At 43.4% G+C, this 24,098-nt stretch carries 21 protein-coding genes and 1 pseudogene; 16 read left to right on the top strand and 6 right to left on the bottom strand.

Going from position 1 to position 24,098, the window contains the following annotated elements; genetic code table 11:
* Positions 1-81 precede the first annotated feature (81 nt).
* Together DXB63_RS08330 and DXB63_RS08325 are read left to right on the top strand one after the other, a co-directional pair.
* Complete coding sequence (locus DXB63_RS08330; RefSeq protein ID WP_122125946.1) at positions 82-1,467, top strand: MFS transporter; 1,386 nt, start codon at positions 82-84, stop codon at positions 1,465-1,467.
* A gap of 3 nt (positions 1,468-1,470) precedes the next feature.
* The gene (locus DXB63_RS08325; protein WP_122125945.1) at positions 1,471-1,821 is read left to right on the top strand and encodes a PqqD family protein; all 351 of its coding nucleotides are present in this window, start codon (positions 1,471-1,473) and stop codon (positions 1,819-1,821) included.
* Between the two features lie 66 nt (positions 1,822-1,887).
* Here the strand turns inward: DXB63_RS08325 and DXB63_RS08320 are convergent, their stop codons facing one another.
* Both DXB63_RS08320 and DXB63_RS08315 read right to left on the bottom strand, forming a co-directional pair.
* The gene (locus tag DXB63_RS08320) at positions 1,888-2,952 is read right to left on the bottom strand and encodes a DUF4831 family protein (protein WP_122125944.1); all 1,065 of its coding nucleotides are present in this window, start codon (positions 2,950-2,952) and stop codon (positions 1,888-1,890) included.
* Positions 2,953-3,024: 72 nt separating this feature from the next.
* Positions 3,025-4,533 carry an NAD(P)H-hydrate dehydratase gene (locus tag DXB63_RS08315; protein WP_122125943.1) on the bottom strand — a complete coding sequence of 503 codons (1,509 nt, stop codon included), beginning with the start codon at positions 4,531-4,533 and terminating at the stop codon, positions 3,025-3,027.
* 473 nt (positions 4,534-5,006) lie between these two features.
* On the opposite strand from DXB63_RS08315, the gene DXB63_RS08310 reads away from it, so the two are divergent.
* The 7 genes from DXB63_RS08310 to DXB63_RS08280 all read left to right on the top strand — a co-directional run bounded on the left by DXB63_RS08310 (position 5,007) and on the right by DXB63_RS08280 (position 10,462).
* Positions 5,007-5,852 (top strand): YitT family protein, encoded by an 846-nt coding sequence (locus tag DXB63_RS08310; protein WP_122126009.1) that lies wholly within the window; start codon positions 5,007-5,009, stop codon positions 5,850-5,852.
* Between the two features lie 59 nt (positions 5,853-5,911).
* Positions 5,912-6,448 carry a hypoxanthine phosphoribosyltransferase gene (hpt, locus tag DXB63_RS08305; RefSeq protein WP_122125942.1) on the top strand — a complete coding sequence of 179 codons (537 nt, stop codon included), beginning with the start codon at positions 5,912-5,914 and terminating at the stop codon, positions 6,446-6,448.
* Positions 6,449-6,475: 27 nt separating this feature from the next.
* Positions 6,476-7,045: an adenylate kinase gene (locus DXB63_RS08300; protein ID WP_122125941.1), complete on the top strand. Its 570-nt coding sequence runs from the start codon at positions 6,476-6,478 to the stop codon at positions 7,043-7,045.
* A 12-nt stretch (positions 7,046-7,057) separates the two neighbouring features.
* Positions 7,058-8,242: a GTPase ObgE gene (gene obgE / locus DXB63_RS08295; protein WP_122125940.1), complete on the top strand. Its 1,185-nt coding sequence runs from the start codon at positions 7,058-7,060 to the stop codon at positions 8,240-8,242.
* Positions 8,239-9,057, top strand: coding sequence for a peptidoglycan editing factor PgeF (gene pgeF, locus DXB63_RS08290; protein WP_122125939.1), 819 nt, complete (start codon positions 8,239-8,241; stop codon positions 9,055-9,057). The genes obgE and pgeF overlap by 4 nt, the downstream gene beginning before the upstream one ends.
* Before the next feature lie 10 nt (positions 9,058-9,067).
* Positions 9,068-9,730 (top strand): B3/4 domain-containing protein, encoded by a 663-nt coding sequence (locus DXB63_RS08285; RefSeq protein ID WP_178301200.1) that lies wholly within the window; start codon positions 9,068-9,070, stop codon positions 9,728-9,730.
* A gap of 219 nt (positions 9,731-9,949) precedes the next feature.
* Positions 9,950-10,462, top strand: coding sequence for a hypothetical protein (locus tag DXB63_RS08280; protein WP_122125938.1), 513 nt, complete (start codon positions 9,950-9,952; stop codon positions 10,460-10,462).
* A gap of 518 nt (positions 10,463-10,980) precedes the next feature.
* On the opposite strand, the gene DXB63_RS08275 is transcribed toward DXB63_RS08280, so the two are convergent.
* Genes DXB63_RS08275 through DXB63_RS08260 form a run of 4 tightly spaced genes read right to left on the bottom strand, consistent with a single transcriptional unit; the run spans position 10,981 to position 15,080 of the window.
* Positions 10,981-11,397, bottom strand: coding sequence for an ATP-binding protein (locus DXB63_RS08275; protein ID WP_122125937.1), 417 nt, complete (start codon positions 11,395-11,397; stop codon positions 10,981-10,983).
* A gap of 7 nt (positions 11,398-11,404) precedes the next feature.
* The gene (locus tag DXB63_RS08270; RefSeq protein WP_122125936.1) at positions 11,405-13,345 is read right to left on the bottom strand and encodes a SpoIIE family protein phosphatase; all 1,941 of its coding nucleotides are present in this window, start codon (positions 13,343-13,345) and stop codon (positions 11,405-11,407) included.
* A 12-nt stretch (positions 13,346-13,357) separates the two neighbouring features.
* On the bottom strand, positions 13,358-14,311 hold the full coding sequence (locus DXB63_RS08265; RefSeq protein ID WP_122125935.1) for an ABC transporter substrate-binding protein: 954 nt from the start codon (positions 14,309-14,311) through the stop codon (positions 13,358-13,360).
* A 13-nt stretch (positions 14,312-14,324) separates the two neighbouring features.
* Positions 14,325-15,080, bottom strand: coding sequence for an anti-sigma factor antagonist (locus DXB63_RS08260; protein WP_233522827.1), 756 nt, complete (start codon positions 15,078-15,080; stop codon positions 14,325-14,327).
* Positions 15,081-15,336: 256 nt separating this feature from the next.
* On the opposite strand from DXB63_RS08260, the gene DXB63_RS08255 reads away from it, so the two are divergent.
* The 7 genes and pseudogenes from DXB63_RS08255 (at position 15,337) to bioD (ending at position 23,585) form a co-directional block, all read left to right on the top strand.
* Positions 15,337-16,509 (top strand): helix-turn-helix domain-containing protein, encoded by a 1,173-nt coding sequence (locus DXB63_RS08255; RefSeq protein WP_122125934.1) that lies wholly within the window; start codon positions 15,337-15,339, stop codon positions 16,507-16,509.
* A gap of 207 nt (positions 16,510-16,716) precedes the next feature.
* Positions 16,717-17,067, top strand: coding sequence for a hypothetical protein (locus DXB63_RS08250; RefSeq protein ID WP_122125933.1), 351 nt, complete (start codon positions 16,717-16,719; stop codon positions 17,065-17,067).
* Positions 17,068-17,110: 43 nt separating this feature from the next.
* Positions 17,111-19,334, top strand: a pseudogene (gene bioA / locus DXB63_RS18220) (adenosylmethionine--8-amino-7-oxononanoate transaminase).
* 11 nt (positions 19,335-19,345) lie between these two features.
* Positions 19,346-20,503, top strand: coding sequence for an 8-amino-7-oxononanoate synthase (locus DXB63_RS08235; RefSeq protein WP_122125931.1), 1,158 nt, complete (start codon positions 19,346-19,348; stop codon positions 20,501-20,503).
* Positions 20,504-20,505: 2 nt separating this feature from the next.
* Complete coding sequence (locus tag DXB63_RS08230; RefSeq protein WP_122125930.1) at positions 20,506-21,153, top strand: DUF452 family protein; 648 nt, start codon at positions 20,506-20,508, stop codon at positions 21,151-21,153.
* A 1,033-nt stretch (positions 21,154-22,186) separates the two neighbouring features.
* On the top strand, positions 22,187-22,939 hold the full coding sequence (gene bioC, locus DXB63_RS08220) for a malonyl-ACP O-methyltransferase BioC (protein WP_122126005.1): 753 nt from the start codon (positions 22,187-22,189) through the stop codon (positions 22,937-22,939).
* A 1-nt stretch (position 22,940) separates the two neighbouring features.
* On the top strand, positions 22,941-23,585 hold the full coding sequence (gene bioD / locus DXB63_RS08215) for a dethiobiotin synthase (RefSeq protein WP_122125928.1): 645 nt from the start codon (positions 22,941-22,943) through the stop codon (positions 23,583-23,585).
* Positions 23,586-24,098 lie beyond the last annotated feature (513 nt).

The raw sequence follows: 24,098 nt of genomic DNA, 5'->3' as shown, positions 1-24,098 counted from the left end.
TCATGTTTATTATGAATAAGTCTCTTAAATTGTATCTTTGCAAAGATGATGCGAATCTATTAATCAATATTACTATATTAAATGAAAGAATTTGTGCAAAAAAAACTAAGCGACTCTCCGGTAGCCCGTTGGAGTGTGCTTGCTTTGGTAGCCTTCACAATGCTATGTGGCTACTTTTTGACGGACGTCATGTCTCCGTTGAAACCGATGTTGGAAAAAGAGTTGCTTTGGGATAGTCTTGACTATGGTATCTTTACCAGTGCGTACGGTTGGTTTAATGTCTTTCTTCTGATGTTGATTTTCGGTGGAATTATATTGGATAAGATGGGAGTGCGTTTCACCGGAATGGGAGCTTGCGTGTTGATGGTTATCGGATGTAGTTTGAAGTATTATGCGATAACTTTCCTTACTGCCTCATCTGGTATATTCTTGGGTATAAAGCTACAGGTATTCCTTGCCGCGTTCGGATATGCTATTTTTGGCGTTGGGGTGGAAATAGCGGGTATCACGGTTTCCAAGATTATTGTAAAATGGTTTAAAGGTAAAGAAATGGCATTGGCTATGGGGCTAGAGATGGCTACCGCGCGTATCGGTACGATGCTGGCAATGGCAGTGACGGTTCCTATCGCTACTTTCTTCGGTACTACTTTGTCGGACGGTACTTTCAAACCTAATATTCCTGCACCGATTTTGCTTTGTCTTATCATGCTTTGTATCGGAACAATTGCTTTCTTTATTTATACCTTTATAGATAAAAAACTGGATACACAATTGGACGAAGACGGTGAAGAGGAAGAACCTTTCCGTGCAAAAGATATTTTCTCGATTATGAGTAATAAAGGTTTCTGGCTGATCGCTTTATTGTGCGTGTTATTCTATTCTGCCGTATTCCCATTCTTGAAGTATGCTACGGATTTGATGATACAAAAGTATAATGTAGACCCCTCTTTGGCCGGTACGATTCCGAGCTTGTTGCCGTTGGGTACATTGTTCCTGACCCCGTTCTTTGGGAATTTGTACGACCGTATCGGTAAAGGTGCCACCTTGATGGTTATCGGTTCGGTGTTGCTGATTTGCGTACATTTGCTCTTTACATTGCCTATCCTTAATGTATGGTGGTTTGCTACGGCAGTGATGATTGTGTTGGGTATCGCATTCTCTCTTGTACCTTCTGCCATGTGGCCTTCTGTGCCGAAGATTATCCCTGAAAATCAGTTAGGAACGGCTTATGCTCTTATCTTCTGGGTACAAAACTGGGGATTGATGGGTGTGCCTTTGTTGATTGGATGGGTGTTGAATTCATTCTGTAAAGGTGAGATTGTGAACGGTGTACAAACTTATGATTATACTTTGCCGATGGCTATCTTTACCATGTTCGGTGTATTGGCGTTGATTATAGCTTTGATGTTGAAGGCTGAGAACAAGAAGAAAGGCTATGGCTTGGAGAAAGCTAATATCCAGAAATAGGATATGAAGAAAGAAAAGGTAAATCTGCTTGATGTTGTTCCGTATGTAGCGGAACACATCAGGACGGAAAAAGTGGAAGGGCTATCAGTGATAGCCTTTCCGCGCTTTAAGAATAGGTTAATGCAGAAATATCTTATACCGAAAGGGATGACATCTTTCCTTCACGTTACCTTGGAGGAACATGGCACGGCTGTTTGGGATTTGATTGACGGGAAACGTACGGTGAGTGATATTATAGAGGCATTGGCCGAACATTTTCAGCATGAAGAGAATTATGGGCAACGCATAACAGCCTATATAACACAACTCAGATCGAGTGGATTCATTAAATATAGATATGCCTTGCCTGATTAGAAGGTATTGAAACGGTATATAGAAAAATACGGCGGGAAATGCATCTGACTTCCCGCCGTATTTATTTTATTCGTTACCTCTTTCTATTCTTACTAAACCTCCGGTGACAGGATCGAATGTTACTTGTGTCGTTGTCTTCTTATTGAAGAGATTATCGGCAAGCGTTTCCTGATTACCAAACTGGGTGATAGGCAGGGTACCGTCGTAGTACGTTTTATTACTATTGAAGATGGTTAGCTGTGCCTTTCCCGGTACATTATAAACAATTCCCTCCATTTTCTTCTTTTCGCTTTTGGCTTTTTCGTCAGGTGCAGGTACAGTATTCAGATTGTTGAGAGTCACGTAGACGGGCGCACCGCTTAAATCATCATTAGCTACGACACCCAGTTTTTTTGAAAACCGGAATAATACTTGTTTGTTCAAATCTTTGTTTGGAACCAGACGTAATGTGTATTTTTTTGTTTCACGGTCGGTCGTTCCGGTAAACATTTCAAGCATAGCCGCTTCTTGCGCTTCCAGGTTTGCCAACATCAGCTTCATTGCTTCGCCGTCTTTAGGCATATTGTCGGCTTGTCCGCGAATTATTGCGTTTTTACTGTCACGTATGTTATAGATTTCCTTTGCAACCAGTTCAGCCATCTTTGCCGATGAGCTAGCCATTAATATCTCCTCTGTCATGAAATCGCGGGGATTGATTTTCGTCTTCTGCTGCTGGGAAGTCTCGGCAGCTTTCTTACCCGTTTTCTTTTCCACAGGTTTGTTGATCGATTTAATGATGCCGTCTTCTGTCAATTCCATGAGCGGAGCAATTGTCTTATCTTTCAGTTTGACAGAGTAAACATTGTCAGGATCGGGCATACCGACGGGTTTGACTGTTACTTTGCTGATTTCCCAATAAGAACTTTCCCGGTCGGAGATTCCGGTCAGACGTAAATAGCGGTCGGCATATTTGCAGAATTCTCCCGGAGTATAGGTTACTTTCGTGGCTTCTACTTCTACTTCTATAATAGTTTTGGGCAAGAAATATGTCACAGCGTCTTGACTCTTTCCCGGGACATATCCGGATACATCCGTCTGGGCAAAACCGCTGACGGATAGAAGAAGGCTGAATAGAACGATTGCTTTTTTCATAATTTCCTTTTCTATAGTGATTGCTGCAAATGTAAATAAAATCTCTCTATATCAATAAAGAATTGACGCTAATTAGCTTAATTTAGTCCAAGCAGCAGGCAGATTATCAATAATATCTCCTGCAAGCAGACTGATTTCTCCTTTTTCTTTTGTTGCCATGTCTCCTGCCAGTCCGTGTATATACACCCCAAGTCTGCAGGCGTCTTCCGACTTGTAACCTTGGGCAAGCAAAGCAAGAAGCACTCCGGTCAGTACATCTCCACTGCCTCCGGTTGCCATGCCGGGATTACCGGTAGGGTTGAAAAAGCATTTTCCTTCAGGGGTGACGATGGCGGTATATGCACCTTTCAGAACTACATAACTAGTTAATTTTGCAGCAATGTCGCGAGCTTTGTTCAGCCTTTCATAAGAATTGTGGCTGATACCTGCCAGTCTGTCCAACTCTTTAGGATGTGGAGTAAGGATAGATCCCTTAGGGATATAAGACAGCCAATCCCGGTTTTCGGATAGAATGTTCAGGGCATCCGCATCCAGTATGATGGGATAAGAACACAGCTTTAATTGTTCGGAAAGTGCAAGGGCGGTTTCCTGTTCTTGCCCCAATCCCGGCCCTATGGCTACTGCTTGATAGGCGTCTGTATCTACCGGTGTGGCGAAATAGTTTTCATAAAGATCGGGTTGCACCATTGCTTCCGGAATACCGGTTTGCAAGATGTCATTATTACGAAACGGGGTATGTACGGTCAACAATCCTACACCACTGCGTAAGCAGGCTTTGGCAGATAGAACGGATGCTCCTGCCATACCGAATGAACCGGCAATAAGAAGTGCATGACCGAAGTTTCCTTTATGAGCAAAATGTTTGCGAGGTTTTATTAACCGCCTTATCTCGCTTTCTTCCGTCAGCATATAATCTGTGGGAAGAGTTTCGATGCCGGCTTTATCCAACTGAATATCCAATAATTGCCATTTGCCGACGAACTCTTCATTTTCAGCGAAAAGAAAAGCAAGCTTCGGCAGTTGCAGACTTAGAGTGACGTTGGCATGAATAATGTGATTCTTTATATTATTATAGGTATTGTCCTCACACATCAGTCCGGATGGTATGTCGATAGATACCACTTCGGATGGGGAAGCATTGATGTATTTTACTACTGCTGCAAATCCTCCGCTTAATGGTTTGTTGAGCCCGGAACCAAATAAACCGTCGATAACTAAGTCTTTCTCCGTCAAAATGGGTGGCTCGAACTTGGCTGTTACTTCCGTAAAGGCAACTTTTGTATCTTTCAGCCTTTCCATGTTTGCCCGGCAGTCATCGGATAAATTCCCGGAAGTATTGAACAGGATGGCTTCCACCTGATATCCTTTCTCTGATAAAATACGGGCTACGGCAAGTGCGTCGCCTCCATTATTGCCCGGTCCGGCAAAAACTTTGATTGAATAATCTTTGTTCCAGTTTGCCTCAATGGCTGAGGATAAGGCCCGTGCGGCTCTTTCCATCAGTTCGATAGAGGCAATCGGTTCATTCTCTATTGTATAAGCGTCCAGCTTTTTAATTTCCGTACCTTGAAATATCTTCATAATCTTCTGTTCTTTTGGATGTGCGAAAGTACAAAAAATATCATTATAGTATTCATGTCCGGATATTAAAGTCTCGCCCTATTCATAAGTTTTAGCAAACACCCTGTCCGTTTTTGATTTCATACCGAGTGATAGGTAGTTTCATATTTTGTGGAACTTTTGTTTCATATTTTGAGAAACTTTAGTTCCATATATTGTGAAACTTTTGTTTCTCACGGGTGAAACTGTTGATAGTCCGGCGGGATGAAATGTATGCTTATGGCTTGCAGATATTATCTTATAAGGTAAGAAGATTGCAAAGACTTGGTGATTCACGTAGCTTCTTTTATTTTTGTTGAATTTATATTGGAAAATAATACAATGTTTCCATTGTTTTGCTACATTTGTCGCGTAATACTATGAACTTAAACACAGCAGCTATGGAAGCAGAAAAGAAAGAAGAAGTCACCTTCGGAAAACAATATCGTTACCGTATGGTAAGGGACTATTTGACAATTACTTTGGGGATATTACTTTACGGTATCGGGTGGACTGTATTCTTGTTACCGAATGAGATTACTACGGGAGGTGTGCCGGGAATTGCTTCAGTAGTTTATTTTGCCACAGGGCTTCCGGTTAAGTATGTTTATTTTTGCCTGAATTTTATTCTTTTGTTAGTAGCGTTAAAGATACTGGGCTTCCGTTTTTGTCTGAAAACAATCTTCTCCGTATTCACCCTGACGTTCTTTTTGTCGGTTACTCAAGAGTATACTAAAGATCTTACCCTGCTTCAGGACCAACCTTTCATGGCTTGTATTTTGGGAGGATCGTTTTGTGGGGCCGGTATCGGTTGTGCTTTTTCCGCTAACGGCAGTTTGGGAGGTACGGATATAATAGCTGCCATTGTTAATAAATATCGTGAGATTACGTTTGGTACGGTCATGTTGGTTTGCGATTTGATAATCATTACTTCCAGTTATTTTGTCTTACTCGACTGGGAAAAGGTTTTGTATGGTTATGTCACATTGTTCGTTTCCAGCTTTGCTGTGGACCGCGTAGTATATAGTGCAAGACAGTCTGTACAGTTCTTTATTATTTCTTCAAAATATATGGAGATAGGGCAGCATATCAATAAAGATCTTCACCGTGGTGTTACGTTCATTGACGGGACAGGTTGTTACACAGGTGCGGAGGTCAAAATGATGTTTGTACTTGCCAAAAGAAGAGAATCCGAAATCATTTTTCATCTGATAAAAGAAATAGATCCTGACGCCTTTGTTTCGCAGAGCGCTGTAATTGGTGTTTATGGAAAAGGCTTCGACCATATAAAAGTGAAGTAAGTTTGTGTTTCTTTGCACAAAAAATACTACTTTTGTGGCAACTAAAAATCAACCGTCTTATGGGAACTATAAAAATAAAGGATAAAGAGTTTTCTGTATCTATACCGGAAAGCTCCATTCTGAAAGAAGTAAAAAGGGTAGCTAATGAGATAAACCGGGATTTGAAGGATGCCAATCCTTTGTTTTTAAGTGTATTGAATGGCTCATTCATGTTTACTGCCGATTTGATGCGGCATATCGATATACCTTGTCAGATATCTTTTATCAAACTAGCGTCTTATCAGGGCACTGCTTCTACCGGTGTTATTAAAGAGGTAATGGGATTGTCGGAAGATATTACGGATCGGACGGTTGTTATCGTGGAGGATATTGTCGATACGGGTCTGACAATGCAACGTTTGCTGGAGACACTTGGCACGCGTAATCCGAAAGAAATCCGGATTGCGACTTTATTGGTAAAGCCGGAAAAGCTGAAAGTTAAACTTGATATTGACTATGTGGCAATGGAAATCCCAAATGACTTTATCGTAGGCTATGGATTGGATTATGACGGTTATGGACGTAACTATCGGGACATTTATACAGTAGTGGAATAAATACAAATCAAATAGAGAAGTAAAAAGATGTTGAACATTGTAATTTTCGGTGCTCCCGGCTCAGGAAAGGGAACACAAAGTGAACGTATTGTAGAAAAGTTCGGTATTAACCACATTTCAACAGGCGACGTGCTTCGTGCTGAAATAAAGAACGGTACGGAACTGGGTAAAACGGCAAAGGGGTATATCGATAACGGTCAGCTGATTCCTGATGAATTGATGATTGATATTCTTGCCAGTGTATTCGATTCGTTTGAAGACAGTAAAGGAGTTATTTTTGATGGTTTCCCAAGAACAATCGCACAGGCTGAGGCGTTGAAGAAGATGTTGAAAGACAGAGGACAGGATGTTTCTATTATGATTGACCTTGATGTTCCTGAAGATGAATTAATGGTCCGTCTTATTAAACGTGGAAAAGATTCCGGTCGTGCGGACGATAATGAAGAAACAATTAAAAAACGTCTGGTAGTATATAATACGCAAACTTCTCCGTTGAAAGACTGGTATAAGGAAGATGGTAAGTATCAACATATCAACGGACTTGGCTCTGTAGATGGAATTTTTACAGATATTGTAAAGGCGGTAGAAAGTTTATAATAAAGAAAGAAGATGGCTGAATCGAATTTTGTTGATTACGTAAAGATATATTGCCGTTCCGGTAAGGGCGGCAGAGGCTCTACGCATATGAGGCGTGAGAAATTTGTTCCTAACGGTGGACCGGATGGGGGCGATGGCGGTAGAGGAGGTCATGTGATTCTTCGTGGAAATCGCAATTATTGGACGCTACTTCACCTCAAATACGAACGTCATGTCTTTGCCGGTCATGGTGAATCCGGCAGTAAGGGACGTAGCTTTGGAAAGGATGGCGAAGACAAGGTGATTGAAGTTCCCTGCGGTACAGTTGTTTATAATGCCGAAACAGGAGAATATGTTTGTGATATTACCGAGCATGGACAGGAAGTCGTGCTTCTGAAAGGTGGTAGAGGTGGCTTGGGCAACTGGCACTTTCGTACTGCCACCCGTCAGGCACCGCGTTTTGCACAGCCGGGCGAACCGATGCAGGAGTTGACGGTGATTTTAGAGCTGAAACTTCTTGCTGATGTTGGTTTGGTCGGTTTCCCGAATGCGGGCAAGTCTACTTTACTGTCGGTTGTTTCTGCGGCTAAACCGAAGATTGCCAATTATCCGTTTACTACACTTGAACCTAATCTCGGAATCGTGTCATATCGTGACGGCAAGTCATTCGTTATGGCGGATATTCCGGGGATTATAGAAGGGGCAAGTGAAGGTAAAGGTTTGGGACTTCGTTTCTTACGGCATATTGAGCGTAATTCGTTGTTACTGTTCATGGTTCCGGCCGATAGTGACGATATTACCCGTGAATATGAAATCTTGTTGAACGAGTTGACGCAGTTTAACCCGGAAATGTTGGACAAACAGCGGGTGCTGGCCATTACTAAAAGTGATATGTTGGATGAAGAACTGATGGAAGAGATAGAAAAAACACTTCCTACGGGTATTCCTTATATCTTTATTTCTTCTGTAACAGGTCTGGGCATTTCTGCTCTGAAAGATATTTTGTGGACTGAGTTGAACAAGGAAAGTAATAAAATAGAAGGCGGAAAGGCGGAAACGATTGTTCATCGTGCAAAGGATATAAGCAAATTGCAGGAAGAATTAAAAGATGAAGGAGAGGATGAAGACTTTGAATATGAGTATGAAGAAGAGGCTGATGATGATTTCGATTACGAATATGAAGAGGAAGATTGGGACAACGAAGATAACGGAAAATGATATCTGTAACGGAAGATAATAAAATGTTGGGATTTGAACTGTTGAAACGTTCGTGTCCCAACATTTCTCATTTTGTGACGACTCGTCAGGGTGGATACAGCAAAGGAGCTTATGAAAGTTTTAATTGTTCTCCTTATTCCGGAGATGAATCGGAATTTGTTTGCCGGAATCAGGAAATCCTTTTAAATTCGTTGCCCGTCATTCCCAAACAGTTACTTATACCATATCAGACGCATAGTGCCTGTGTGGGAATTATAACGAATGCCTTTGATGAACTTCTTGAAACAGAGAAGCAGAAACGATTGAACGGTATAGATGCTTTGATTACAAATGTGCCCGGTTATTGTATTTGTGTTTCTACTGCTGATTGTGTCCCCATTTTATTATGCGATAAGGTAAATCAAGTGATAGCTGTGGTGCATGCCGGATGGAGAGGTACGGTACAATGTATTCTTCGGAAAACTTTGCTGTTTATGCAACAGATTTATCATACTGATATGCAAGATGTTTTGGCTTGTATCGGCCCTTCTATCTCTTTGGAGGCATTTGAAGTAGGGGAAGAAGTATGGCAATCTTTCCATGATGTCGGGTTTGATATGTGTCAGATTTCTATGAAGAATAGCGAAACGGGTAAATGGCATATTGATTTGTGGAAAGCCAACCGGATACAGTTGGAAGGTATGGGAGTATCCGCCCATCATATAGAGATAGCCGGAATTTGTACTTATACGCATCACGAACAGTTTTTCTCCGCCCGTCGTTTGGGCGTACAGTCGGGAAGGATACTTTCCGGAATTATGTTGAATGATATTTGATTAATTTATTATGATACACATTAAAGTTTCCGATGAAATAAAACATGCTTGCCCTGATTTTGCAGGTGCGGCTATATACGCGAAAGTGAAGAATACTCCTTATAGTGAAGACTTGTGGAAAACGATAAATGAGTTTACAATCGAGTACCAAAGGAAGTATACGTTGGATTCCATCAAAGATATGCCTGCTATCCAAGCCACTCGTACGGCTTATAAGAAATGTGGAAAAGATCCGAGCCGATATCGTCCCTCTTCGGAGGCTCTGTGCAGGAAAATCTTGCGTGGCATTCCCCTATATCAAATAGATACTTTGGTAGATTTGATAAATTTGGTTTCTATTCGTTCAGGGTATTCCATCGGCGGCTTTGATGCCGATAAAATTCAGGGGGATACTTTGGTTTTGGGTATCGGCAAAGCCGATGAGCCTTACGAAGGAATCGGGCGTGGAGAACTGAATATAGAAGGTATGCCTGTTTATCGGGATGCTGTCGGTGGTATCGGTACACCAACCAGCGATAACGAACGTACCAAAATGGAACTTGGCACAACACATTTGTTAGCTATCATCAATGGATATAGCGGACAAGAAGGTTTAAAAGAGGCTGTTGAATATATGCAGACTTTGCTTCGGGAGTATACGGATTCTGATGGGGGAAGTGTACTTTACTTTTAAATAGTTCTCTTTTTATTTGTATAATTCCTTTTTATATATTAATTTTGACATTATATAACCATTGTGGTGTGTAATGTTAATCTGATTTCTAATTTTGTTATGCAACACTAACAAAATGATTACAGCTTCTTATTACTATATCTTCTGATTTATGAGAGTTTATATCAGGAGTTATTTTATACTTTAAATCTATTTTTATTAAAAGAAAGTTATGATGCTATGGTTACTAATAAAGGATATAGCTTTTATTCTCTAACACGAAACGCCAGAGTCATACGATTATTCTTTTTATTATTCACAGTAAGTAGTTGTATAGATAGAGAATTTGAAGGGATTCCGAATGATCCGGAAGGAACAGTGGCGATTTCTATGACAAATGATACTAGAAATTCAGCAACTAAATTATATTTGGATGAATGTAATCCTATTATGATTGACGATATGAATAATTTCGTTAATGTTGATTTTGGTTGGGAATTTGTAGAATTAGGTAAGATTGACGGATTGTACAATATAAAAAGTATTCCTGAAACAGGTTGGAGAGAGAGAGTCTCGGTCCGGGATGATGAAGGTTATATAGGAAGATATTCTACAGGAGATTCTTATTTGTACATACGTATATATGTTATGAAATATATGTATGCGGGGGGAGGAGGTAAACCTTCTGTTGGTAATGGAGGGATCGTTGGGGCTAGAATAAAATATCAGTACCCTTTTATTCCTGAAAAATAAACGTTGTATTAAATAGTCCTAAGGGCATAGATATACAATAGGAGATATTTTATAAAGGTACGGTCGATTGTCTGCAAACGATAGGAGTTTGTCTTCAATCGACCGTATGTTTGTTTACAATCATCCTTATGTTTTTTTCAATCAACCCGATGTTTTTTAAAAACACCGAGGTGATTTTTTACGGTCTCTGCCATGATTTAGGCAAATGCTGCATTTTACTGACAGAGACCCCTTTGAAAACAAAATAACGTCCATTACTCTTTCAGTCCTTCAGTTTGCAAATTGTTATTTGATTATCAATGTATTATGCTGAACCTTTACCGATGGGAAGATTCAGTTTTCAAGAGAATGGGAAAGTATCTGTCATGGAATGCTGAATGATTTTATCTTTCAGCTATTTACCGAATCATTCAGCCTAATCAATTATGTATCAGGTAGGGATGTGTGTGCCTGAAGGATGAAAGTCATGGAGCGATACTTTATTCAGTCGCTGTTAATTACGTATATGGTAAAGATTATTATTCGTTCTTAATATTTTTCTTCATAATCAGTTGGTTTTCATTATCCAAACGTTGATAGGTTACTTCGTTCATGATACTTCGGATGAGGAAGATTCCTAAACCGCCGATGGGACGTTCCTCGATAGGAAGAGTCAGATCTACTTCAGCTACCTGGGTAGGATCAAATGATAAACCTTTATCTGTTAATAAGAATATAAGTTGTTCGTTTGTGTCGGATACTTTTAATAGTATTTCATGTTCTTCTTCTGACGGATAAGCATACATAATCACATTGGCAACAGCTTCTTCCAATGCCAGATTAATATTCATAGTAACTTCTGCCGGTAGGGCTAGTTCACTGCATAATTCTTCTACGAAATTGGCTAATATGGCAATTTCATCAAGATTATTCTTTATTCTTATTTCTTTTTCCATGATTATGCTATTTAATGGTCGGATTTTCGGGTTCGTAATGGATAAGTAATATAGTCAGGTCGTCACTGGTTTCGGCATCTTGTACATGATTCGATATTGACTGAACTACCGTATTTACCGTAGCTCGAACGTCGGATGAAGTATTCGCTGATAATACTTCTGATAGTCTTTCTTCTCCGTAGAGTTCTTTGGATGTATTTTCTGCTTCCGTTACTCCGTCTGTATAGAGGAAAAGTTTGCTTCCTTTCTTTAATATTATCTCTTCATCAGTATATATATACTGGTCGTTGATACCTACAAACAGTTGCGGATTAAACTTCAAGAAAGTTATCTTTTCGTCGGGACTAATTAATATAGGTGGGTTATGGCCTGCATTACATAGTTTGAGTACCCCGGTATTTAGATTGAGTATTCCTACAATGAGTGTAACGAACATGTTGGATTCATTATTATCGGAGATCGAACTGTTCATTTCGGTAACAATTTTTGCCGGTGAATCTACATGCTGGGATAGGGTACGGAAAAGGCTACGGGTGATAGCCATAAAAAGTGATGCGGGTACGCCTTTGCCCGATACGTCTCCGATAACAAAATAAAGATGGTCATTGTCTATGAAGAAATCATAGAGGTCGCCACCAACTTCTTTTGCAGATTGTAATATAGCGTGCAAGTCTACATCATTGCGGTCCGGATACGGTGGAAATATTTTGGGAATCATGCCCATCTGTATTTCACGTGCAATGGATAATTCGCTTTCAATACGTTCTTTAGTTGCTGTCGTTTGACGCAACTCGGATATATAGGTTGAAAGAGAATGTTGCATATATGTCAAAGAGTCGTGTAAATCTTTTATTTCATCATTTGAACGGACCGTTGGTAGTTCGATATCGAAGCGTCCCGTAGCGATAAGGCGGGCGGATTCAGAGAACTTTTCAAGAGGGCGAACCAGTTTACGGATAGTACTATATATAAAAAGGAATAGTAGCAGCATACCCGCAAGAAATATGTATATGACTTGACGTGAAGTGGACGCGAGATCACTTAAGATTACTTTGCTGGGGCAGACGGTACAAACAGACCAACCGCTATTGGGAATAGCTGTATAGAATGCATAGGAGTCTGTTCCGCTATTATTGAAATGTACAGTCCCTGTATGGCCTGCCAACATTTCATGTCCGATTTGCTCTTGATATGAATTTTGTGTGCTGAAAGCCTCGGAGAAAATCGTTTCATTCATGATCTTCTTAAAGTCGGCATGCGTCAAAAAGCTTCCGTTACGACTGAGAAGATAGGTATAACTGGATTCATAAGGCTTTAACTCGCCTACCATATCTGTAAATTGGGATAGCGAAATGTTGGCGGTGAAGATGGCATATACTTCCCCTTTCTTGTCGTAGAGTGGTACAGAATAGGTACTCATGATAAAATTACCACCTCCTTCATCATAGTAAGGCTCGCTCCAATAATTTTGTTTTAATAATTTCGGTATAAGATACCAGTCCATGCAAGGGTAGTCGTAATTTTGACTACCTAATAATTGATAAATGATTTTTCCGTTTTTCCCATTTGATAATGAAGCATAAGGCATAAAATATTTACCTTTATCTTTGTAATAGCCGGGTTTGAAAGCAATGCCGCTTCCTACGATGAGATCATTATTCTCTACAACGGAAGTGATAATATGACGGAGTGAGTCAGGATTATTTAAATTGTCTTCCAGCATCCATATCGATTGTGTAAGGGTAGTTTCTACAGTCATCAGCTGACTGCTGATTTTGGTCGCCATATTACTGAGCAGTCCGTGTGTTTGTTTAATTGCATACTCTGTAGTCCGTTCACGACTATAAGTATAGAAAAAGACCATGATTGCAGTAAATATGATCAAAGTGAATGAAAGTATGCAGATACTTAGTTTGGTAGCAAAGGATTTGAAGAATACGTGTTTCATTGAGTAGGAGGTTTATTTTACAAAATCTTCATAACGTATGTTGTTATTCTGCGCATTTTCCGGGAATAGATTTTTAATAGCGCAATTAAAACCTTCCCGGCTTAGTTGGTAAGTACGTTTACCTTTTAATTTATCTACCTGCAACCGCAATACCTCTTCCAACATTTTACGTTGATGGTATCGGTTAGTACCTATATTGTGCCGATGTACTTCTTCCATGATAATGTCAAGTGCTTCTTCCTGATGTTCGTTTGCCCATTGCCATCCGCGTATACTGGCTTTCACCAATTTATGAACAGTTTCAGGATTTTGTCGGTAAAATTCTTCTGTCACATAGAGCCCGTCTTCCGGCAGATTATATCCATAGTCGGCAAAGCGCAGGATATGTGTAGAATCAATATCCATTCCACATTCTGCCAGTTGAGGAAATTCATTATAACTTCCTACTAAACAAATATCGGCTGCTCCTGAAAGGTAGATATTGATACCGCTATTGAATCGTATCCATTCTATCTGCAGATTATAATGTTGAGCTATTTGATCGAGTAACTCTTGGCTGAGATGGTTCCATACTGCAATTTTTTTACCTTGTAAAGAAGATAAATCTTTTAATGGTGAATGGCCGATCAGCATTAAACTGTTTTCCTGTGATGTTTGCATAATATTTACGACCGGTGTTCCGGAAGCCCGCTCCATTAATGCATACGACAGGTTCATAACTACTACTTGAGAACGTCCCGATTTGAGAAAAGAGAATGAGCTCTCAGATAGTGAAGGGTGATGTACATGCACGTCTAATCCCTCCTCTTTATAAAATCCCATTTTCTCAGCTATATAGTACCCGGCAAACTGAGCTTGGGCTGTCCATTTAGGAGTGAGGATAATCGGTTGGCCTGAAATCCTGCTTATAGAGAAAGGAAATAGGAACAGCAGCACCAAAGACCATATCGTATAAAATCGCTTCATAAGGTGGGAATATTTAACGGATCGTAAATACAGACGAACAACCGGTCATATCAAAAATCGTTTTGATTTCCGGTCGTATAGCTTCTATTATAAGTTGCCCTTTATGTTGCTGTACACTTTTTTGTAACATGATAAAGCTACGTAAGCCTGAACTGCTGATATAAGACATCCCTTCACAATTAATAATTATATTGGGATTTTGGTCTGCTAGAAGTGGTTGTATGGTTGTATTGAATTCACTGGCATTGAGTGTATCTAGTCGTCCTTCAATGGCTAGTATGGTTACTCCTTCTATCTGGCAAAGGTTTGTCTTCATACTGGCTTCCGGCTTAAAGTTCAGATTGATTTTTTTAGTTAGAATTAAATGATTTTCTGAACCTATAGTGCGATATTCAACGATGTCCATGGTGCGACGAATAAGAAAAAGACCTAATCCTTTGGTTAAGCGTGTCTCTAATGGTTCTAATATTTCAGGAGTATCTTTGGAAGTCGGGTCAAATGAAATGCCGTCATCTATAATTTTGAGAACGAGAGCGTTCGATTCTGCATTAGTCCGTAAAGTGATTTCACCGGATTTTCCAGTAGGGTAAGCATATCGGATAATATTTGAAATCGCCTCTTCAATGGCAAGGTTAATACTCATCGTGATTTCGGAAGGAAGTTGCAATGACATACCTAATTCTTCGATGAATTGGGCGATTTTTGCGATTTCGTCCAATTTGTTATCAATAATAATCTCTTTCTCCATGTTTTTTAGATATCGCATCATAAATGTTAATACTTAATTTGTGTACAAAGGTATTCTTTGTAGAGTAAAGGGTGGAAAATGTATGGATGAAATGTTTCCCATTTTGCTTATTTTTGTGAAATTGGGACGTTTTATTTGTTAATCGGGAATGATTTAATATGTATTTTGGAGTTGTTGAGTTCTTATTTTATTAAATTTTATCAATGTTGGCGATGTTTTGATGCTAAGATTATTTTTTCATAAGAGGGAATAAGTTAATTTTGTTGCCTAAAAAGGGATGGTTAGTGTCATTACGTTGTATGTTGAGATATTGTCGGACATCGTTGGCTTGATTACCGGAATTATTGTTCTTGTACGTTCTTCGGACAATAAGCTTCAGCGCGCATGGGGATGTTTAACCATATCTTTATCTTTGCTTCTTCTATGTGATAATCTGGAGTGGATTTGGCTTTTTGGAAAGAACGTTGAAAAGATGCCACGCTTTACGGAAGTGCCTCTTGATTACCTTTCATTGTGGCATATGGTGCGGACAGTCATCTTTTTCCAATTTTTCTCACTGTTCCCGATAGCTTCTTTACGACCGGGATGGTTATCTCCTACAAGAGTGATAAATTTATGTATCCCTGTAATTCTGATTATATGTATTGCGTGTTGCTACGAATTGTTTAATGGACATTATACTGATATAGATTCTTTTTCCGGTATCTGGGAGAATATATCACATCAAGACGTTGTTGTCAGATTAGTATTATTTATTCTTAGTGTTATTGCTCCTTCTGCTAATTTTCTTTTTCCTTTTTCTAATAGGAAGCTTTTTTTACGTAGAAAATACAGTAAAGCAATGACTATCTATATAATTTGTTATGGTATGATAATGTCAGGGTATATTTGGTTGATGTTAGGAACTTGCGGTTTGAGCTTTAATCTGTTCGGCCTGATTGTCATTGCGCCTACTATTTGCCTGAACTTATTATATATACGCAATGAGAATCCCCTTTCACTGCCACCGTCACCGGTTGAGGACTTGAAGACAGAAGAGCTTGAGGCGATGAAAGAAATAGAGGTTTCACCTGTGGTGCTTGAGTTGAGTAATCGGTTACATGCTTTGATGAAGGAATGTGCTCCGTTTACAGATCCCCAGTATTCATTGAAAGACTTGTTGGAGAATTTGGGGACCAACGAAAATCGATTAAATAAAGTCTTGCATTACAATGGTTTCTCCGGTTTTAGGGACTATATCAATTTTAATCGCCTGCAATACTTCAAAGAACAGTCTAAGTATTGTAGAGAGCTGACAGTGAAAGAACTGATGTTCAAAAGCGGCTTCACATCCCGTTCCAGCTTCTACCGATATTTTGCAAGCATAGAAAAGTGTTCTCCCAGCGAATACTTGGAGATGATTGGCAAAGAAAATAAGGAAAACGGGGGATTGCAAAAGACGGATGCGTGATTATGCGGAACAGTTCCGGCAGCAGTAGATGGGAAGGTTACTGTTTTTGTCTTTTTACCTGTTGAAAATGATGGGGATGTTATAGGAAATAAGAAATTCGTTTTTTCTTTTTATAAAAAGGGGGACTGCTTAAACGTTTCAGAGTTTTCATTTTCTTTGTTTGGAAACTATTCTTATATTTGCCCGTCAATCTAAATTATAGTGGCAATGCGTAAATCTTATTCTACAAAACAAATCATTCGCTTTCGCTGTTGGAGCAGGAAGCGCTATGCTGCATTTTGTAGTTTGGGGCGCGCGGTTACTATCGGATGCTTGAGCAAGGGCGTTACGGAAATAGCGTTGGGTAAGCAGAGGGGAGTAATTTTCAGCCTGCTTCGTTTCTTTAGGGAAGACGGCTTGGAGAGAGAGGAAGAGGACAGCGGAGGAATTCCTCCCGGCTGGGTAGCAGAGGAGATCATGTTGTGTTTACAGCCGCAGGTATTTGCGGGAAAAGATAATGGGTGCGTAAGTTTAGGAAACTTACGTTCCGGGTATTTTATGAGAATGGCGTGCGAATGAGATTTCATTGGCATGCCATTTTTTATTTAAATCAGAAAAGAAGATGCTGAACGAATTAAAGAACAAAGTAGTACGGGGTGAGGACATAACGGTGGAGGAAGCGCGCCGGCTTGCAGAGAATCCGCTGAAAGAAGAACTGTATGACGCCGCCCATGAGCTGACGGTTAAGTTAGCTTCCCGCGCGTTTGATATGTGTTCCATCATCAATGCGAAGTCGGGGCGCTGCCCGGAGAACTGTAAGTGGTGCGCGCAGTCGGCTCATTACCGGACGAAGGCGGAAGTGTATGGTCTGGTTAGTAAAGAGGAGTGTCTGCGGCAGGCACAATATAATGAGCGTCAGGGAGTATGGCGATTTTCGTTGGTGACGAGCGGACGCAAACCGGCTCGAAAGGAAATGGAGCAACTGTGCGAATGTGTGAGCTACCTGAAAGAAAACAGCGGAATCCGTCTCTGTGCCTCGCTTGGGCTGGCGGATGAAGGAGAATTGCGGGAACTGTTTGCGGCAGGCATCAGCCGTTATCATTGTAACTTGGAGACGGCTCCGTCTCACTTTGCCACGCTGTGCTCTACCCATACGCAGGAACAGAAACTGGAGACGCTCCGGGCTGCCCGCCGTGTGGGGATGGACATTTGCAGCGGCGGAATTATCGGCATGGGGGAGACGGTGGAGCAGCGCATTGAGTTTGCTTTTACCTTGAAGGAACTGGGGGCGGAGTCCATCCCGTTGAATTTGCTGCAACCGATACCCGGCACGCCTTTGGAGGGAACCGCCCCACTCACGGAGGAGGAGGTGCTGACCACCATCGCCTTGTTTCGCTTCATTAACCCCACAGCTTATTTGCGCTTTGCCGGTGGACGGTCGCAGTTGAACAAAGAGGCCGTGAAGAAAGCATTATATATAGGTGTCAACTCCGCTATTGTGGGCGACTTGCTGACTACGCTCGGCTCGAAAGTTTCGGAAGATAAAGAATTAATAGAAAATGCAGGCTATGAATTATAAAATAGATCAGTTTGACAAGGAGCACTTATGGCATCCTTATACATCGACCACGAATCCGTTACCGGTATATAAGGTAACGCGCGCGAGCGGATGTACGATAACATTGGACGACGGCACGGAACTCATTGAGGGAATGTCGTCATGGTGGTGCGCGGTGCACGGGTATAATCATCCGGTGCTGAACCGGGCGTTGGAGGAGCAGGCGGGAAGAATGTCGCACGTGATGTTCGGCGGACTGACGCACGAACCGGCGGTGGAGTTGGGCAAACTGCTCTTGGGGCTCGTGCCGCCGTCGATGCAGAAGATATTCTACGCCGACAGCGGTTCGGTGGCGGTAGAGGTCGCCTTGAAGATGGCGGTGCAGTATTGGTATGCGCTGGGTCATCCGGAGAAGTCGAATTTTGTGACCATCTGCTCAGGATATCACGGCGATACGTGGAATGCTATGTCCGTCTGTGACCCGGTAACGGGTATGCACAGTATTTTCGGGAGTGCGCTGCCCGTTCGCTATTTTGTGCCTCAGCCGCAGTCGCGTTTCCACGATGAATGGGATGAACGGGATATGCTGCCTTTGCGCCGACTCTTGGAGGAACATCACGACGAGCTTGCCGGACTTATTCTGGAACCCGTAGTACAAGGTGCGGGCGGCATGTATTTTTATCACCCGGAATATCTGCGGCAGGCGGCGGAATTATGCCGGGAGCACGGTTTATTGCTGATTTTCGACGAGATAGCTACGGGCTTCGGACGAACGGGAAAACTGTTTGCATGGGAGCATGCGGGTGTGGAGCCGGACATTATGTGCATCGGCAAGGCGCTGACGGGCGGTTACATGACACTGTCGGCTGTACTGACATCGGATAAGGTGGCGGACACGATTTCCGATAACTACCCGAATGCCTTTATGCACGGACCCACCTTCATGGGCAATCCGCTGGCGTGCGCTGTGGCGAAAGCCTCTACGGAACTGCTGCTCGCTTCCGGCTGGCAGGAGAACGTGAAGAGGATAGAGCGGCAGTTGATGCGCGAACTGGCTCCGGCACGGGAACTACCCGGTGTGGCGGATGTCCGTGTGCTGGGCGCGATCGGCGTAATAGAAGTGAAAGAACCGGTAAATATGGCCTATATGCAGCGCCGTTTTGTAGAGGAAGGCGTGTGGATACGTCCGTTCGGAAGGCTGGTCTATGCCATGCCGCCGTTTATTATCTCGCCGGAGCAACTTACCCGGCTCACGTCGGCATTGCTAAAGGTGGTGGGCGAACTGTAAACGGTAAAGATATGAAACCGAGTAACTTACATCTATACGAAGAAGAGCTGGCGAATTTGCAGGCATCCGACAATCTGCGCCGGCTTCCGCAGGCGTTGCATCGAGGGCGGGAGATTGAGACGGCGGACGGCGTGATGCTTAATCTTTCTTCCAATGATTATTTGGGACTGGCGGCGGACGCCGGATTGCGATCGGAATTTCTGCGTCTGCTCACGCCGGAGAATTTACTTTTCACTTCCTCCTCCTCCCGTCTGCTCACCGGGAATTTTACGGTGTACGAGGAAGTGGAAAACCTGCTTGCCGACCTCTTCGGAGCGGAAAGCGCACTGGTCTTCAACAGTGGCTACCACATGAACACGGGCATCCTTCCGGCGGTGAGCAATGCCCGTACCCTGATACTTGCCGACAAGCTGGTGCACGCCAGTCTGATAGACGGCATCCGGCTTTCCGCTGCCCGTTGCGTGCGTTTCCGTCATCAGGATTATGCCCAACTGGAAATATTGCTCCGTAAGCATCACGCTGAATATGAGCGGATCATCATTGTCACGGAAAGCGTCTTCAGTATGGATGGCGATGTGGCGGATCTCGCCCGACTGGTGTCGCTGAAACATCGTTACGATAACGTGATGCTGTATGTGGATGAGGCGCACGGGGTAGGCGTTCGCGGTCGGCGCGGACTGGGCGTGGCGGAGGAGCAGGGCTGTGTGGCGGATATCGACTTCCTTTGCGGCACATTCGGCAAGGCGCTCGCTTCGGTGGGAGGCTATGTGGTTTGCCGCCGCCCGTTGCGCGAATATCTGGTGAACCGTATGCGCACGCTGATCTTTACGACTGCTTTGCCGCCGGTGAATCTGGAGTGGACGAAGTTCATACTCGAGCGTCTGGAGAGCCTTGAAGAACGTCGCGAACGGCTTGCCCGTTTCTCCTCACAGCTACGCCGCGCATTGCACGGGCGGGGATATGACTGCCCTTCGCAGAGCCATATCCTGCCGATAATGGTAGGCGATAGCCATGAGGCGGTGCGGCGTGCGGAGGAGATGCGGCGCAAAGGTTTCTACGTGCTACCCGTACGTCCGCCCACCGTGCCCGAAGGTACTTCCCGGCTCCGGCTGTCGCTCACGGCGGCGCTGACGCAGGAAGATATCGACCGATTAATAATAAACCTATAGATATGAAACAGATTTACTTGGTACGAAAACACTATCCGCGTCTCCTCCTCTTTTTTGCCGGGTGGGGGGCGGATGAAAACCTTTTCCGGGATTATCATCCGGACGAAAGTGATTTTTTGCTTTGTTACGATTATCGTTCGTTGGCGTTTGATTCGTCGGCACTGGCTTCTTATCGGGAGATTCACCTTGTGGCGTGGTCGATGGGCGTCTGGGCAGCCGCGCAGGTCTTGTCGGAATTGCCTTTGCCGCTGACGAAATGCATCGCCGTCAACGGCACACCTTTCCCGATCGACGATGAAAAAGGTATCCCCGAAGCCGTGTTTAACGGTACGTTGGAAGGGTTCAGCCCAGTCACTTTGCAGAAATTTCGTCGCCGTATGTGCGGTTCTACCGAGACGGTGAAGGCATTTTTGGCACATGAACCGTTTCGCCCGTTGGAGGAGTTGCGGGAAGAGCTGGCATGCTTGAAGCAAGAGATCGTTTCGCGCCCTGCCGCCCCTTTCAAGTGGGATAAAGCCGTCATCGGGAGCAGGGATAAGATTATCCCCGCCTGCAATCAGGAGGCGGCTTGGCGGGATACGGAAACGATTGTCTGTGATGAAGAGCACTACTCGGAAGCTTTGTTCAGGGAGATTTTGGAGGGGATGTAGGGATGAATTAATATTTATGTCTGAATGTTTATTTCCAAATGCCGATAGTTCGCCGATGACGCTGATTGGTCGGATGAAGCCGGATCTAAAATTATTTATCCGTTCTTATCCGCCCAATCCGTGTCCTCCGCGAACCATCGTTCTTCGAAAAAAAAGTTTTAGGTGTGGATAATGCGATTCGAGTAGGTGAGGTTGTAGAAGAATATAAGAACCGGGTTCGCCGATGATGCTGATTAGGCTGATGAAGCCGGATCTAAAATTATTAATCCGTTCTTATCCGCCCAATCCGTGTTCTCCGCGAACCCTTGTTCTTAGAAAAAAAAGTTTTAGGTGTGGATAATGCGATTCGAACAGGGGGGGCTGTAGAAGAATATAAGAACCGGGTTCGCTGATGACGCTGATTAGGCTGATGAAGCCGGATTGATAAATTAAATCTTCATGATCCGAATAATCCGCGCCTAAAAGATAAAAAATGAGATGGCGTTGAGCTAATCATTTGACGTATGTTATCGTTTCGTTTGACGTACGTTTATCTTTCATCCGACGTACGTTACATAATCGTTTGACGTACGTCAAACGATTAGATGATCGAGAGAATATTTTTTATGATTTCGATAACTAAAAAAGAAACTGCAATAATAAAAAAAAGAATCTCGATGCTTAAAAATGAAACTGTGATGATTAAAAAAGAAATTACAATAATTAAAAAACGGATTCAGGTAGTCCGCGAACATTTTCGCACGTTCTGCGAACATTCTAGCACAGTCCGCGAACATTCTCGAACGATCCGCGAACAGATCGGCTTGATTTGCGAACAGATTCCGATGATTTTTAAACGGATTTTGATGATTAAAAAGCAGGATATGGTTATCTGTAAGCCCCTTTTGGGAGCCTACGGGTAGACTGGGACAATGAAGGGTGTTCACGAACAGTCCGCGAACATTTTCGCATGGTTTGCGAACATTCTCGCACGGTCTGCGAACAGATCGGCTTGATTTGCGAACAGATTTCGATGATTTTTAAACAAAATAGCATGGAAAAAAAATTAATAAGGACACGATTTTCGAGAGCCGTCGGCAGCTACCCTCAAGCGGCGGTAGTGCAACGTGACGTGGCACGCCGCATGGCGGGGTTGCTGCACACCTATCTGCCTCCCGCCAAGTGCCGTAATGCATTGGAGGTGGGTTGCGGCACGGGGCTTTTTACCCGTATGCTGCTCCGGGAAGTGCGTCCGCAGCACCTGATGCTCAATGATATATGCACCAACGTGCAATCTTACTTCACGGACATACTCGGTGCCGATGTCAGTTTCTGCGGCGGCGATGCCGAGAGAGTGCCGTTTCCCGCAGGGCAGGATTTGATAGCCTCCTGCTCCGCCCTTCAGTGGTTCAATGACCCGGAGGCGTTCTTCGAGCGCTGCCGCCGGCTCCTGTCGGAAGGCGGTTATCTGGCATTCAGCACATTCGGGAAGGAGAATATGCGGGAGGTTGCCTCCGTCACCGGCACGTCGCTGCCGTATCGTTCGTTGGAGGAACTGAGCGCGTCGCTCGCCCAGCATTATGAAACGGTGTATTCGGGAGAAGACCTCTTCCGGATGTCGTTTCCTTCCCCGCTCGAGGTACTAAAACATCTGAAGCAGACGGGTGTGACGGGCATCCGCCGGCAAGCATGGACGAGAGCGGATTTAGCCGACTTCTGCCGTCGCTACGCCGAGATGTTCACGCAGAGCGACGCCACCGTTTCACTTACTTATCACCCGATATATATGATTCTAAAAAAGAAATAGTATGGAGAATAACATTTATTTTGTAAGCGGCATCGATACCAACATCGGTAAAAGCTATGCCACAGGAGTGATTGCCCGCACTTGGAATGAGCGGGGCGTGCGCACCATTACGCAGAAATTTATCCAGACCGGCAATGTCGGTTATTCCGAAGACATCGATTTGCACCGCAGTCTGATGGGAACGGGTCTACTTGAAGAAGACCGCGAAGGGCTCACCATGCCGGAGATCTTCTCTTATCCCTGTTCGCCTCATCTTGCCGCCGAGATAGACGGTCGCGAGATCGATTTCGATAAGATCGGCCGTGCCGCAAAAGAGCTTGCCGCCCGTTATGATGCCGTTCTGGTAGAAGGCGCCGGAGGACTGATGGTGCCTCTTACCCGCGACTTCCTCACGATAGACTATGTGGCGGAACAGGATCTGCCGCTTATTTTCGTTACTTCCGGCAAGCTGGGAAGCATCAACCATACGCTGCTCAGCTTCGAGGCAATCCGTAATCGGGGCATCCGTCTGCACACAGTGGCCTACAATCTCTTCCCGGTAGAAGAGGACACCACCATCCAGCGTGACACGGAGAATTATATCCGTGATTATGTGGCAAAAAACTTTCCAGAAGCGGAGTTTTTAGTTGTGCCGTTCGTGAAATAGGGAGAGGAAAGCTGCTTGGAAAATAAGAACCGGGTTCGCGGATAACACAGACCGGGCGGATGAAGACGGATTTAAAATAATTCATCCGTCCTTATCCGCCCAATCCGTGTCCTCCGCGAACCTTCGTTCTTAGAGAAAAAAGTTTTAGGTGTAGATAATGCGATTCGAGCAGGGGAGGTTGGAGAAGAACATAAGAACCGGGTTCGCTGATAACGCCGATCGGGCGGGTGAAGACGGATTAAAAATAATTCATCCGTCCTCATCCGCCCAATCTGTGTCCTCCGCGAACCTTCGTTCTTTGAGAAAAAAGTTTTAGGTGTAGATAATGCGATTTGAGCAGGGAGCTCTGTAGAAGAATATAAGAACCGGGTTCGCTGATAACGCCGATCGGGCGGGTGAAGACGGATTAAAAATAATTCATCCGTCCTCATCCGCCCAATCTGTGTCCTCCGCGAACCTTCGTTCTTAGAGAAAAAAGTTTTAGGTGTAGATAATGCGATTTGAGCAGGGAGC

It is taken from the genome of Bacteroides sp. OM05-12 (assembly GCF_003438995.1).
Taxonomy (GTDB): domain Bacteria; phylum Bacteroidota; class Bacteroidia; order Bacteroidales; family Bacteroidaceae; genus Bacteroides.
Note: the sequence above shows the minus strand (reverse complement) of the source record. Positions and strands in the feature narration are given on the sequence as shown.